Here is a 13,544-nt window from a genome sequence, read left to right as displayed (position 1 = left end):
GCTGGTTGCTACCTTAGCGTCACTGTCTGACGCCGATATTGGGGTGTGCGGGAGATTTGGCTCGAATAATGCGATCGACCACAGCCGTATCGCGCCACACATCGATAATGCGTTGTGCCGCTGCCTCGTCGGCGGCGAAAGCGACCACTGAGGGGCCGGATCCGGAGACGAATGCATGGCTGGCACCCGCCTGCGTGGCGGCGTCGATGGCCTGCCCGCTGCGGGGATGCAGGCTGATTGCCGCAGCCTGCAGATGATTGCGGTCGCCTTCTGCGGCTCCCACGAGGTCAAAGGTGTGGTAGACCTCAGGAGTGCTGAGTTGCGACTGGTACGCGCCGACCAATACTTCGCCGCTGAATCCCTGTTCTATCAGCGCCAGCTCATCGCGGCTGCCGGGGGCGATATCCGTGATGCGTTCGCCGAAACCGGTGCCGTATGCAAGGCCACCGGTCAGGCAGAACGGCATGTCCGCGCCCAACGTGGCGGCAATGGTGCGCAGGCGCTCTATAGGCCAGTTCAGCTCCCAGAGACGATTGACCGCCAGCATGGTCGCCGCGGCGTCGGCTGAACCGCCGCCTAGTCCGGCACCCACGGGAATGCGCTTGGTAATGGTCAACGCCACATCCGGCTCGCGTTCGGCCGCCTGGGCCATGGCGAAGAGGGCCAGTACCGCATGGTTGCGGCGCATGTCGCTGCGTGAGGAGGCCAAGTCGCCCAAATAAGCGCCTTCGAGCTCCAGAGAGAATCCCGCTCCGGGTTGCTTGGCGGTTGCGGTGACGGTGTCGTATACACCGATTGCACAGTAGATGGTGTCCAGTTCGTGGCGTCCGCCCCACTCGTCGTGAGCAGGCCCCACTTCCAAGGTGAGATTGGTTTTAGCCGGGCAATCCACCGTAATGGTGATGGGGGAGAGCTCATCGAACTGATGTCGGGCAGCGGCTGGGCGTGGATGTGAAATTACCGGACTCATTGTGCCTCATCTCCATCTCCACACGATTCGATGGCCTTGGCCAGAGCGGTGAATTCGGCGATGGTGAGCGTCTCTCCTCGACGGGTCGGATCGATGCCGGCGATGGAGAATGCCTCGGAAGGCGCAATGGTCTTCAATGCCGCGTGCAGGGTCTTGCGACGCTGACCGAATGCCGCATCGATCAGACGAAATACGAGTTCCCGTTGTGTGCCGTCGTCTGTGCTGTTCGCAGTTCCCGGGGCAGCCGGGTCATCGGCCTGATACCGGGTGAATTTGACGAGCGCGGAATCCACATTGGGAGCCGGCCAGAACACATTGCGGCCGATGGTGCCCACCCGTTCGGCGGTGCCATACCAGGCGAGCTTCACGCTCGGCGTGCCGTAGATCTTGGAACCGGGCTTGGCGGCGAGTCTATCGGCCACCTCTTTTTGCACCATCACCAAGAACGAGCCGAGGTTGTCGAAACGCTCCAACAGCGTGAGCAGAATTGGTGTGGCCACGTTGTACGGCAGATTGGCGACCAGCGTAAACGATGCGTCATCGCTGAAATCAGGCACGTTCTCCGGGGTGACGGTTAAGGCATCCCGATTGACGACGGTGAGTCGTGACGTGGCTTCGGGCATGAATTCGGCGACTGTGCCCGGCAGTCGTTCGGCCAACGGCGGATCGATTTCAACTGCGGTCATGGTGGCGCCGGTTTCCAGAATCGCCAATGTCAACGATCCCAGGCCGGGGCCGACTTCCATGACATGATCGGCAGCGGTCACTCCCGCCTCGCGTACGATACGACGGACCGTGCCGGGGTCGATGACGAAGTTCTGCCCGAATTTCTTGGTGGGGCTGATGCCGGCATCGGCCGCGATACGACGGATATCGGCGGCACCTAACAGGTGACCGGTGGCGGGAATGGTGTCGTTCATAAGCGTGTGTTCCTTGTGGGCTTCGTAACCGATCAGTACCAACCGATTTGTTCGGAATGTTGCCATGCCTTGGACGGGCTGCCGTAGGTTTGTGCGATGTACCACAGACCCCAATCGATCTGTACGGCGGCATCGTCACGGTAATTGGCGCCGAACGCAGCCATTTTGTCTGCTGGTCGCGACTGAGGAATGCCGTAGGCACCGGAGCTCGCGTTTTCGGCATACCACAGCCAACGGGACTCGCGGTTCCATAGTTTGACCAGGCAATCCCAGTCGTTGCCTGTCCACCCGCGCTGCGCGGCGGCACCGGCGGCATAGGCCTGAGCCTGGGCTACGGTGGCGTGCCAGAGTCGGCCGGAGGGCGTGGTGGTTGTTCCTGAATCGGAGCCGGAAGAGCCGGAATTGTTGTTCGTACCGCCGCCGGTGTTACCGGAATTACCAGTGTTACCGGAATTGCCGGTGTTGCCGGTGTTGCCGGTGTTGCCGGTGTTACCGGAGTTGTTGCCGCCGGTGTTGCCGCCGGTGTTGCCGGCATTGTTGTTGGTATCGGTGTTCGTGTTGTTGCCAGAGCTGCTGTTGTTCTTGTCGCCTGTGTTGTTGGCATTGTTACCGGACGACTCGTGCTGATTGTTGAAACCGGAATCGGCCTTGCCGTTATCGGCGGAGTCGGATTTTTTGTCGGAACCTTTATCGGAACCCTTATCGGTATCAGACTTGGCGGCGCCTACGGCGATGATCTGGTCGATGGCCATCGTGGTGACGGTTTCGGATTTCAGCGTCTCCGATTCGGCCACGCCATCGACATACGTGACGTTATACACCTGGGTTTTCTCGCCATTGACGCCTTGCTGACGGATCTCCGACTGGCCTTCAGGAAGATTGGAGTCGATGATGGTTTGTGTGGAGTATGGCACTATGGCTGTGCGTGTTTCCTCGCCATGCGTCACGCGCCGTACGCGCAGGATAGTGGTATCGCCGTCCTTTTCGACGCTCACACGGTCCTCTTTGTTCAGCACGATGCCTTTGGAGTCAAGAATGGAGGCCGCGGGCAGTTTGCCGTTGGGGGCCACGGAAGTCTTGCCGTCCGCAATGACGGTGACCGGGCCATCCTGATTGATGACCAGTCCGCCGGTGAGCTGGTTGTACACATTGTTGATGTCGACGGTGATTTTTGTGGCGTTGTTCTGGTTTTCCTCGAAAAATCCCAGCAGCTGGTCGGCACTGGTGGCCACGGTCCAGAAGGGAACGGACGTGCCGTCGATGTTGATAGTGGTCTGGTAGGCGGACTGTACGGTGACCACGGCATGATTGGCGAGTTGGTCGCCGGACGAGGTAGTGACGATATCGTGGGTCTTGATATCCACCCCTTGTTCCTCCAGAAGACGGGTGGCCGTCATCGCATATGTGGTGACTTGGGTGGTTTGCCCGTTGATGTTCAGGGCTACGGATTTACGCGCGGTGAACGCGAATGATCCAGCCAGCGCGATACTGGTCGCCGCGATACAGGCGATTACGCGGATGCGACGCAGTGTAACAAACCGCTGCGGGGTCCAACGCCGTGCCATTGCCATACTCTTCCTGCTGGGTGAACGATTACGCCACCCATCGTAACGGTTGTTCGGACCCGTACTGCGGTTTCACCGGCCACCGTCACCATTCCTGCTCGTCAGATTGTTCTGAACTCAAAAAAAAAGAAAAAGGGGGCGGGAGAGAAGGGGATGTTCCCGCCCCCTTGAAGGTGCGGAGCTGGTTGGGGGACGCTCCGCCCTCATTCCAGGAAGCCCATAATTGGGGGAAGGCTCCTGGAGTACTTACCCAAGGTAAGAATTATATGCGTAGAAAAGCCTACGTATCACATAATACGCCATTTTTTCTGCGCGACGAGCCTCTTGTCGGGATCGAACCGACGACCTGCCGCTTACAAGGCGGCCGCTCTGGCCATCTGAGCTAAAGAGGCGATTGTTCTTAACGCGTAAATCGTTTTGAACAAATCTCTAGTATACCGGTAGTTCCCGAGTGGTCAATTCGGGCCAAGCCGCGCCGGTAATTAATCGGTCAGCGAAATCGGCTTCTTGTTGGCGCCGATCGGTGGCATCTGGCCTTTCACGCCCACTTGATCGGAGTCCAAGCCGATGGCCTTGAGGAAGCCGTCCACCATAGACGTTTTCGCCAGCGATAGCTGGTGCAGATCCCAGTATTCGCCATTGATGGTGAGCGTGGGGGAGGAGAAGGAGCCGGAGCTGGAGAACAGTTCAGGGCGAAGGATGGTGTAGTTGTTGGAGGCGGTCAGCCAGTCGACATATTCGTTGTCACCACTGAAGGCGGCGGCGGCCACGTCCTCACTTACGCCGGCATTGATGGCCTGCTTCTTCAGCTTGTTGTCGCTGACCGACACATAGTTGGACAGCTCACCGGGCTGGAAATCCTCAGCGTAGATGTTGGAGAGGTACTGCATCAGGTGATCGGGATCGTCGTCATGCTCGGCGATATAGATGGCACCGTTGAACGCGCGGTTGGAGTAGTTGTCGGAGCTCTTGTTGTCCTGGAAATTGAGGAAGTGCAAATCGATGTTGAGCTGGCCGGCGTTCATCAGCTTGACGAGCGTCGGGTCAAGCTGGCGGTTCACTGCCGCGCAGCCGGGGCACAACGGCTCCATATAGATGGAGACGGTCGGAGCGTCATCGATTTTCTGCGAGTAGCCCTTGCTGGAGATAAGGAAGCCGGCCTTGTCGCTGGCTTTGGCGGGCTTGGTCTTGACTTTGTCGATTTTGCTGTACGCCTCGTCCACAGTCATGCTGGCCTGTTCGCCAGAGTTTGCCGGGTTCATAGCCTTGTATACGGCGAATCCAGCGATGGCCACCAGCACCACGATGATGGCCACAACGATGCAACCAATAAGAGTCTGCTGCTTACGCTCTTTGGCGGCCTGCGCGGCTTGGACCTGCAAAGCCGTTTCTTCGGCTGCACGGCGTTCGGCGCGAGTGGCACGTTTGGCCTGACGCTTTGAATCTGGCATAGTCTTATCCCCTTGAAATACTTACGGCTGCGCCCCATCATAATGGCCGGCCCTGAGGAAGACTGTGCTCACAGCTCATATAGCGTGAAATCCGTGTGAAGGTGGACGTGACTCTGGTCACACAGCGTTCGGTATGTGCGTCAAAGGCGGCGCGTCAGAGGTCGTGGTGCGGTCTGATGAGCTTGGCCGCAGGGGAGTGGTCAGACCAGCGGCGTCCAGTCAATCGCCATGCCAGTGAGCGGCAGTGTGCACAATGCTAAGGTGACGATGATCCAGATAGTGAATAGCATGGTGCTGCGCTTGCCGCGCGTGGCCGATGCCGGTGCCATTGCCGCGGGTGACGGCACTGCGGGCGAGCCATCGTAGGCCAGCGGCATTGGAGACTGTGCCTGCCGGGGGTTCAATCCCCGCAGCACGCCTGCCCCCAGTCGAGCCATCATTGCTTGCGGGCCGAATACCGTGACCAGCCATCCGATGGCCATGAAGCCGCCGAGCGCCAATCCCGATGCCGACAGCGGTACGTCATTGAGCAGTGGAATCGGCACGCCTCGTTCCGGCGTGAAGTACCAGTACACGGTTTGCGTCGGTAAGGCAAGCGCCATCGTGGCCGCCGCCGTTCCGGCTATGGCGATAACGATGAGCAGCACCATACGCGGCAACGACAGCAGCAGGGCTTTGACGATATGCCAAGGCAGGGTGGCGGCGCGAATCCACGTATCGGAGCTTTTGCGTTCACCACCGCGCCTGCCCTCGCGCTCGAGTTGGGGCTCGGTGTTGTAGGCCAATGTGAGCAACAGCCACAGCATCGCCGCTGCTGCCAGCAGAGCGATAAGAGGCATGCTGGCAGCCAGTACGGCCAGTGGTAGCGCCAGCAACAACAGTGGAAAGACACCGCGTTGTAGATATTCGCCGCGTTTGACGTCCGCTGGATTGGGGGCGAGCGGTTGCTGCACCAATGCCTCTGTCGGGGCAAATTGAGCGGTCTGATCAATGACTCGTTGCAATGCCGGGCGGATATTGGGGTCCACGACCGTGGCTTGGACGTCGGCGGCAGCTGGATTCCAGCCATTTTGGGCCATGCCTCCAACCAGCTGAACTGGCGGGGTCGGAGGGAATGCCGTCGGCTGTGGCGAGGGCAACACGGCGGTGCGCTCGGCAAGCGGCGTGGTCGGGGCCAGCAGAGGCTCCCCCGTAACGGGCGTGAGTGGAGTAGTGGCTTCGCTGGTCAGTGGTGTAGTTGCCTCAGTCAAGGGAACCGTCGCCCCCGCCAACTGGACCGTAGCTTCATCGGAAATTGCGGGAGCGGCGCTATCCGGCAATGTCGTGGTGGCCTCGTCGGTCAGTGCCTGTGCGGCCTCATCGGTTGCTCGCCAAATAGTGCGGGGATTATTGCGGTCAACGTGACCGGCCGCGCCAAAAGGGGGCACCGCCTCGGTTTCGCCGGCTGTGCCGGCCGCTGGCGCGATGGTATTGGCCCCTCCGGCAATGGCGCCGGCGGCGAACGGTCCGGCCTGTGCACCTTGCCAGACGGCGGGATTCAACGCATCCAAGGCGATGGCGTTGAGCAGTTGGTCAGGTGTGCATCGCTTCGTGCGATCCGGGTCCAGTGCAGAACGGAAGGCAGCCAATGTGCCGGCCGGCAATCCGGAAAGATTCGCGTTGCCCGAGGCCTCGCGCTCAAGTACCGCCATCATCGGCTTGGTGCCGAATACCGGTGCGCCGGTTGCGGCGAAGGCAAGTACGGAAGCCACTGACCACCAATCGGTCGCCTCATCGGACTCGGCGCCGTCGATGATTTCGGGGGCTATGAATCCCGGAGTGCCCATCACTAGGCCGGTACGGGTCACATGGCTTTCTCCTTCGCCCATCGCGATACCGAAGTCGACCAGCACCGGGCCGGCTGCTGAGACCATCACATTGGTGGGTTTGATGTCGCGATGGACGATGCCGGCCGCATGTACGGCTTTGGTGGCATCGATGAGCTTGCGGGCCAAGCGTTCCAGATCGTCGCCCACATACCGGCCATTGGCGGCCACATCATCCTTAAGATTCTTGCCCTCGATGAGTTCAGTGACGATGAACGCCAACGTATCGTCGAGTTCCATATCCACAATGCCGCATACGCCTGGATGATTGACCTTCTTCAAGGCCATGGCCTCGCGCCGCAGACGTTCGCGCGGCGTGACATCGGGCTTGAGGTCGGGGTCGTGCAGGGCCGCGGACGCAGAGCCGGAGCCTGCCACCGACTCGTCGGCCAGCGAATCGCGCAGAATCTTCATCGCATAGGTGGTGCCGCCGTCGTCGCGGACACGCCACACCGACCCCATAGCTCCTGAGCCGAGCCGGGAGATCAGCGTGTACCCACCAACCACTTCGCCGGGCTCAAGATTCAACGCGTTCAAATCGCTCATGCCCTCCATCCTAATGCCTTGCTGGTGCATTATTCTGGCTCTCTCCTGGGAGGCCGAGCGTGATAAAAATTATCAAAACTGAACAACTACTTTTAAGGCCTGGCCGGATGCTCGTTTGGACATCCGGCCGGGCCTTCTGGCTCCACACGGGGTGCCGAGGTATCCGTTCTCCGCTTCGAGGGGCTGATTTGGCCTTCCGTAGAGGTTTACTCCCGTTTCGAGGGGCTGGTGGCCCGCTAGAACACGGGTATAAACGGCTTCGCCCCACCGTCATTCCGCCATTTTGGGGATGCGCTTACTTGAGTACCAGCCCCTCGAAACGGAGATAGATCTCCGGAAAAGGCCAAATCAGCCCCCGAAACGCGAGTATGGCGGTTGAAGCGCAAATGTGAACAATGCCACATGTGATTGGGCGGGTCGCTGCACGCCGATTTTCGTGGCTGCTTAGGAATGGCGGAATATCAACGAAATCACTATATCTAGGTTTGTTGTATGGTACACGCCACTACATATAGTGCCTTGATTTCAAATCACATCGCTGTAATATGGCCTTCGCTTCACTGTCCATCAGAACCACATCAAGGGGAGTCGCCATGACCGTCACCGTGTTCACCAAGCCGCATTGCCCGCAGTGCGATGCCACCAAGCGCCAGCTCACCAAGCTGGGTGTGCCGTTTGAAACCGTGGACCTGACGCAGAACCCCTCCACCCTTGAGCAGCTGCAGGCCGCTGGTTTCCAGCAGGCTCCGGTGGTCATCACGCCGGACAACTCCTGGACCGGCTACCGCCCCGACCTGATTCGCGAAGTCGCCCAGCAGGTGGCCGCCGACAACCGCGCCGCCGCCACGGTGTCCGCGTGAGCCAGGCCGAGTTCGCGGCCGAAGGCAAGACGATCGGCGCATTGGTCTACTTCTCGTCGGCCTCCGAAAACACCGCACGGTTCGTGTCCGGATGCCGTTTGCAGGACGAAGGCATCAATGTCTACCGCATCCCGCTGCGGGCCGCCGACCCGGCGCTGAACGTCCGCGAACCGTACGTCATCATGGTGCCCACCTATGGCGGCGGCGTGGTCAAGAAAGCAGTGCCGATTCAGGTCAAACGTTTCCTCAACGATCCAGCCAACCGCGAGTGGATTCGCGGCGTCATCGCCTCAGGCAACACCAATTTCGGCGAGGCGTACTGCGCCGCCGGAGATATCATCTCGGCCAAATGCCACGTTCCATACCTTTACCGCTATGAACTCATGGGCACCCCAGAAGACACCGCCGCCGTGCGAAACGGCCTCGTCCGCTTCTTCACCGAACAGTAAATCTTGACCCCCTCGAGGCATTGGCTCCCCTCTCCGAGGGGAGCTGTCAACGAAGTTGACTGGGGGGAGCAACTGTCTAAGTAAACACACTTCTGCCATATTCCAAGGATTTCCAATGACTGACCTCACCGCCACCGTCCTGTCGCTCGACAACACTGCCGATACCGCAGCGGAACAGTACGACCCGGCGCACGATTACCACGCGCTCAACGCGATGCTCAACCTCTATGACGCCGACGGCAAGATCCAGTTCGACAAAGACAAGGCCGCCGAACGCGAATACGTGACTGGGCACGTGGCCGCCAACAGCAAGCAGTTCGCCTCCACCGCCGAACGCCTCGACTACCTCATCAGCAACCAGTACTACAACCCCGACGTCTTCGCCCAGTACTCCGCTGAATTCCTCGACCGCTTCTACGAGCACGTCGAGTCCGCCGGTTTTGAATTCGGCACCTTCCTCGGCGCTTTCAAGTTCTACACGTCCTACGCCCTCAAAACATTCGACGGCCGTCTCTACCTTGAAGACTTCCCGCAGCGTTGCGCGGCAGTGGCCTTGGAACTCGCCGCCGGCAACGAAGCGCAGGCCACCGAATACGCCGACGAAATGCTCGCCGGCCGATTCCAGCCCGCCACCCCGACCTTCCTGAACCTCGGCAAGGCCCAGCGTGGCGAACCGGTCAGCTGCTTCTTGGTGCGCATCGAAGACAACATGGAGTCGATTTCGCGCGGCATCAACGCGGCCCTCCAGCTCTCCAAGCGCGGCGGCGGCGTGGCCCTGCTGCTGAGCAACCTGCGTGAGCTCGGCGCCCCGATCAAGCACATCGAGAACCAGTCCAGCGGCGTGATTCCGGTCATGAAGATGCTGGAGGACTCCTTCTCCTACGCCAACCAGCTCGGCGCACGTCAGGGCGCAGGCGCGGTGTACCTCAACGCCCACCACCCTGATATCCTGCGCTTCCTGGACACCAAGCGAGAGAACGCGGACGAAAAAATCCGCATCAAGTCGCTGGCACTCGGCGTGGTGATTCCGGACATCACGTTCGAACTGGCCAAGCAGAAGGCCCAGATGGCGCTGTTCAGCCCGTACGACGTGGAGCGCGTATACGGCAAGTCGTTCGCCGACATTTCCGTCAGCGAGCATTACGACGAGATGGTGGCCGACGATCGCATCAAGAAGACCTACATCGATGCCCGCAAGTTCTTCACCACCATCGCAGAGCTGCAGTTCGAATCCGGCTACCCGTACATCGTGTTCGAGGACACGGTCAACCGCGCGAATCCGATTGAGGGCCGCGTGACCATGTCCAACCTGTGCTCGGAAATCCTGCAGGTTCAGGAGCCGAGCGCATACAACGAGGACCTCACGTATGCGCATGTCGGCCGCGACATCTCCTGCAATCTGGGTTCGCTCAACATCGCCAAGGCGATGGATGGTGGCTTGGCCCACACGGTGGAGACCGCGATCCGCGCACTCACCTCGGTGGCCGAGCACACCAGCATCAACGCGGTGCCTTCGATTCGCCGCGCTAATGAGGAGGGCCACGCCATCGGCCTCGGCCAGATGAACCTGCATGGCTTCCTGGCCCGCGAAGGCATCCACTACGGTTCTGAAGAGGGCCTCGACTTCACCGACATGTACTTCATGACCGTGGCCTACCACGCCTACCGTGCCTCGCACGCGCTCGCCGTGGAACATGGGCAGGCCTTCAAGAGCTTCGCCACATCCGATTACGCCAAGCCGGCCGGTCAGGGCAACTACTTCGACAAGTACACCGATGGCCGCCGTTCGCTGGAACCGCGCACCGCCAAGATCCGCGAACTGTTCGCCAAGTACGGCATCGCGATTCCGACTGCGGCCAATTGGGAGGCCCTGCGCGACGCGATTCTGAAGGATGGCATCTACAACCAGAACCTGCAGGCCGTGCCGCCCACCGGCTCGATCTCATACATCAACCATTCCACGAGCTCGATTCACCCGATTGCCTCCAAGATCGAGATTCGCAAGGAAGGCAAGATCGGGCGCGTGTACTACCCGGCCGCCTACATGACCAACGACAACCTCGAGTACTACAAGGACGCCTACGAGATTGGCTGGAAGGCCATCGTCGACACGTACGCCGAGGCCACGCAGCATGTTGATCAGGGATTGTCGCTCACGCTGTTCTTCCCGGACACCGCCACCACCCGCGACCTCAACAAGGCTCAGATCTACGCCTGGCGCAAGGGCATCAAGACCCTCTACTACATCCGCATCCGCCAGCAAGCCCTGGAAGGCACTGAAGTCCAAGGCTGCGTCAGCTGCATGCTCTGATCGTTCGATGGAGCGTATACCGCCTTTCTTCGGCACTCGACGTACCTTCGTACGCCTTCGGCCTCAGACGGCGGTCTCCGCACACATCGAACAACCAGAGGCCACTCTAAGGAACCCACAATGTCACGAACCATCTATAGAGCACTGCTCCGGCTGACCGCGCCGGAGGAGTTCGAAAACAAGTCCAACGACGATAACGACAATGACAACGAGTAGTAAGGAACACTCATGGCACCGATTTCCATTCCGCGCAAACCGCTGAAACTCATCGACCGCGTCTCCGCAATCAACTGGAACCGCCTCGAAGATGAGAAAGACCTTGAGGTCTGGGACCGCTTGACCGGCAACTTCTGGCTGCCCGAAAAAGTTCCCGTCTCTAACGACATCCCTAGCTGGCAGAAGATGACCGAGGACGAGCACACGCTCACCATGCGCGTCTTCACCGGCCTGACCCTGCTTGACACCATCCAGGGCACGGTCGGCGCCGTCTCCCTGATTCCGGACGCGCTCACCCCGCACGAGGAAGCCGTGTACACCAACATCGCCTTCATGGAATCCGTGCACGCCAAAAGCTACTCGTCCATCTTCTCCACCCTGTGCTCCACCGAGCAGATCGATGCCGCATTCGACTGGAGCGAGAACAATGAGTTCCTGCAGAAGAAGGCGGAGATCGTGCTCGACTATTACGAGGGCGACAACCCGTACAAGCGCAAGGTGGCCTCCACCCTGCTCGAGTCCTTCCTCTTCTACTCCGGCTTCTATCTGCCGATGTACTTCTCCGCGCACGCCAAGCTGACGAACACCGCCGACGTGATCCGCCTGATCATCCGCGATGAGGCCGTCCACGGCTACTACATCGGCTACAAGTACCAGAAGGGCATCGCCCAGCTGGGCGATGCCGAGCGTCTGGATCTGCAGGACTACACGTACGACCTGCTCAACGAGCTGTACGACAACGAAGTGGAGTACACCCAGTCGCTGTACGACCGCGTGGGCCTGACCGATGACGTCGAGAAGTTCCTGCGGTACAACGGTAACAAGGCGCTGATGAACCTCGGCTACCCGGCTTTGTTCCCGGCTGAGATCTGCGACGTGAACCCCGCGATCCTGGCCTCCCTGAGCCCGAATGCCGACGAGAACCATGACTTCTTCTCCGGTTCCGGCTCATCCTACGTGATGGGCAAAGCCGAAGAAACCGATGACGACGACTGGGACTTCTAAGGGTTTCGCGGTCCGCGAACCCGTGGCGCCGCCGCGTTCGCGCGACGGCGCTACGCTGGAGGCATGGAACAGGAGCCGTTGGTCAGCATCATCATCCCGGTGTACAAGGTCGAGAAATTCCTTGATGAATGCGTGAAGTCTGTGGTTGCGCAGACCTATCGCAACCTCGAGATTCTGCTGGTGGATGATGGCTCGCCTGACGACTGCCCGGCCATGTGCGACGCTTGGGCCACCCGCGACCCGCGCGTGCGGGTGATCCACAAGCCCAACGGCGGACTGTCCGACGCACGCAATGCCGGCATCGCCCAGGCGACCGGCTCATACATCTACTTTGCGGATTCGGATGACACTGTGGCGCCCACGCTGGTGGAAGACTGCCTGAATGCCATGCGTGAATACGATGCCGATCTGGTGATGTTCCAGTTCGACACCATCTCCGAGAACAACAAGCCGCTGCTGTCCAACTATCGCCACAACGACTTCACCGAGGTGCAGGTCCTGACCCCGGTCGAGGCCATCAAAAAGCAAGTCAAGGCTGAGATTGACGGCTATTTCTGGGCCTTCCTGGCACCCGCCTCCACCTATCAGGGCACCGGATTCTCCTTCCCGGTGGGTCGCAAAATCGAGGATCTCTCCCGTATCTGCAACGTGATCGGCGAGGCCACGCGCGTGGTCCGTCTGCCCAAGGCGCTGTACCACTACCGCATGCGCGAGGGGTCGATTACCGCCAGCTGGGATCCGCAGCTCACCCGCGACTGGACCCGCGCCGCCGACGACCGCGAGGAATACATCGTCCACCGATTCCCCGAGCTCAAGGGCTTCATGACGCTGCAACAGCTGAATTTCTTTGCCAACCTCGATTACGAGACCATGCGCCAGTCGCTGATCGCCGGGCTCAAGATCGATCCCGAGGACGCCGATGCGCTTCGTCGCCGCATCGAGGGCCTGACCAAGTCCGCCGATGAGGGCGATGAGCCAGTACCGGAAACGTTGCGTGAGTTGCTCGGACTGCTCAAGCTGGGCATCACCAAGGTGGCCGATGGCACGTTCGGTAAGGCCGATGGCAGCAGTACTGATGATGATGCCGAGAACGATGACGTAACGCTGGCCGACCGTTTCCGCGACATGCGCGAGGACTGGCGCCAGCTGCGCATCCAGCGCATCGAAAACGCCGAGGAGCGCAAGGCCGAGCGCAAAGCCGCCCGCAACGGCGTCACCTTCGAGTCTGTGTCGCATTAGTAGGCGACTGATGGAATCCATCAGTCCGGGAAGAGCAGGCCTGCTCTACGCCGGGCGTACCGGTTCGCACGTTCGAGAAACAGGCGTGTCATGGGCCGAACCACACAACACCCCCAGAAACGCCCATAAAGTTAACTACATTTCAGA

The 13,544-nt window shown here is 60.1% G+C and carries 10 protein-coding genes and 1 tRNA gene; 5 read left to right on the top strand and 6 right to left on the bottom strand.

Features of this window, described 5'->3' with window-relative positions; genetic code table 11:
* Positions 1–19: 19 nt before the first annotated feature.
* From BLIJ_RS12885 to BLIJ_RS12860, 6 genes are all read right to left on the bottom strand, one after another.
* Positions 20–970: a 4-(cytidine 5'-diphospho)-2-C-methyl-D-erythritol kinase gene (locus BLIJ_RS12885; protein ID WP_012578695.1), complete on the bottom strand. Its 951-nt coding sequence runs from the start codon at positions 968–970 to the stop codon at positions 20–22.
* Positions 967–1,890, bottom strand: a complete 924-nt coding sequence (rsmA, locus tag BLIJ_RS12880) for a 16S rRNA (adenine(1518)-N(6)/adenine(1519)-N(6))-dimethyltransferase RsmA (protein WP_007051794.1) — start codon at positions 1,888–1,890, stop codon at positions 967–969. The genes BLIJ_RS12885 and rsmA overlap by 4 nt, the downstream gene beginning before the upstream one ends.
* A 32-nt stretch (positions 1,891–1,922) precedes the next feature.
* Complete coding sequence (locus BLIJ_RS12875; RefSeq protein WP_014485220.1) at positions 1,923–3,461, bottom strand: aggregation-promoting factor C-terminal-like domain-containing protein; 1,539 nt, start codon at positions 3,459–3,461, stop codon at positions 1,923–1,925.
* Between the two features lie 312 nt (positions 3,462–3,773).
* Positions 3,774–3,847 (bottom strand) — tRNA-Thr (locus BLIJ_RS12870).
* A gap of 90 nt (positions 3,848–3,937) precedes the next feature.
* On the bottom strand, positions 3,938–4,906 hold the full coding sequence (locus BLIJ_RS12865; protein WP_012578693.1) for a DsbA family protein: 969 nt from the start codon (positions 4,904–4,906) through the stop codon (positions 3,938–3,940).
* A gap of 200 nt (positions 4,907–5,106) precedes the next feature.
* On the bottom strand, positions 5,107–7,326 hold the full coding sequence (locus BLIJ_RS12860; protein ID WP_014485219.1) for a serine/threonine-protein kinase: 2,220 nt from the start codon (positions 7,324–7,326) through the stop codon (positions 5,107–5,109).
* Between the two features lie 584 nt (positions 7,327–7,910).
* On the opposite strand from BLIJ_RS12860, the gene BLIJ_RS12850 reads away from it, so the two are divergent.
* From BLIJ_RS12850 to BLIJ_RS12830, 5 genes are all read left to right on the top strand, one after another.
* Positions 7,911–8,177, top strand: coding sequence for a glutaredoxin family protein (locus BLIJ_RS12850; RefSeq protein WP_007051803.1), 267 nt, complete (start codon positions 7,911–7,913; stop codon positions 8,175–8,177).
* On the top strand, positions 8,174–8,626 hold the full coding sequence (gene nrdI / locus BLIJ_RS12845; RefSeq protein ID WP_012578691.1) for a class Ib ribonucleoside-diphosphate reductase assembly flavoprotein NrdI: 453 nt from the start codon (positions 8,174–8,176) through the stop codon (positions 8,624–8,626). The genes BLIJ_RS12850 and nrdI overlap by 4 nt, the downstream gene beginning before the upstream one ends.
* Before the next feature lie 115 nt (positions 8,627–8,741).
* On the top strand, positions 8,742–10,937 hold the full coding sequence (gene nrdE, locus BLIJ_RS12840; protein WP_012578690.1) for a class 1b ribonucleoside-diphosphate reductase subunit alpha: 2,196 nt from the start codon (positions 8,742–8,744) through the stop codon (positions 10,935–10,937).
* A 228-nt stretch (positions 10,938–11,165) separates the two neighbouring features.
* Entirely contained in the window at positions 11,166–12,158 is a 993-nt protein-coding gene (gene nrdF / locus BLIJ_RS12835) for a class 1b ribonucleoside-diphosphate reductase subunit beta (RefSeq protein ID WP_012578689.1), read from the top strand.
* A gap of 63 nt (positions 12,159–12,221) precedes the next feature.
* Complete coding sequence (locus BLIJ_RS12830; RefSeq protein WP_012578688.1) at positions 12,222–13,397, top strand: glycosyltransferase family 2 protein; 1,176 nt, start codon at positions 12,222–12,224, stop codon at positions 13,395–13,397.
* The last annotated feature ends 147 nt before the right edge of the window (positions 13,398–13,544 follow it).

Source organism: Bifidobacterium longum subsp. infantis ATCC 15697 = JCM 1222 = DSM 20088 (assembly GCF_000269965.1).
GTDB lineage: Bacteria > Actinomycetota > Actinomycetes > Actinomycetales > Bifidobacteriaceae > Bifidobacterium > Bifidobacterium infantis.
The sequence above is the reverse complement of the archived record's forward strand: the minus strand, read 5'-3'. Positions and strand labels throughout refer to the sequence as shown.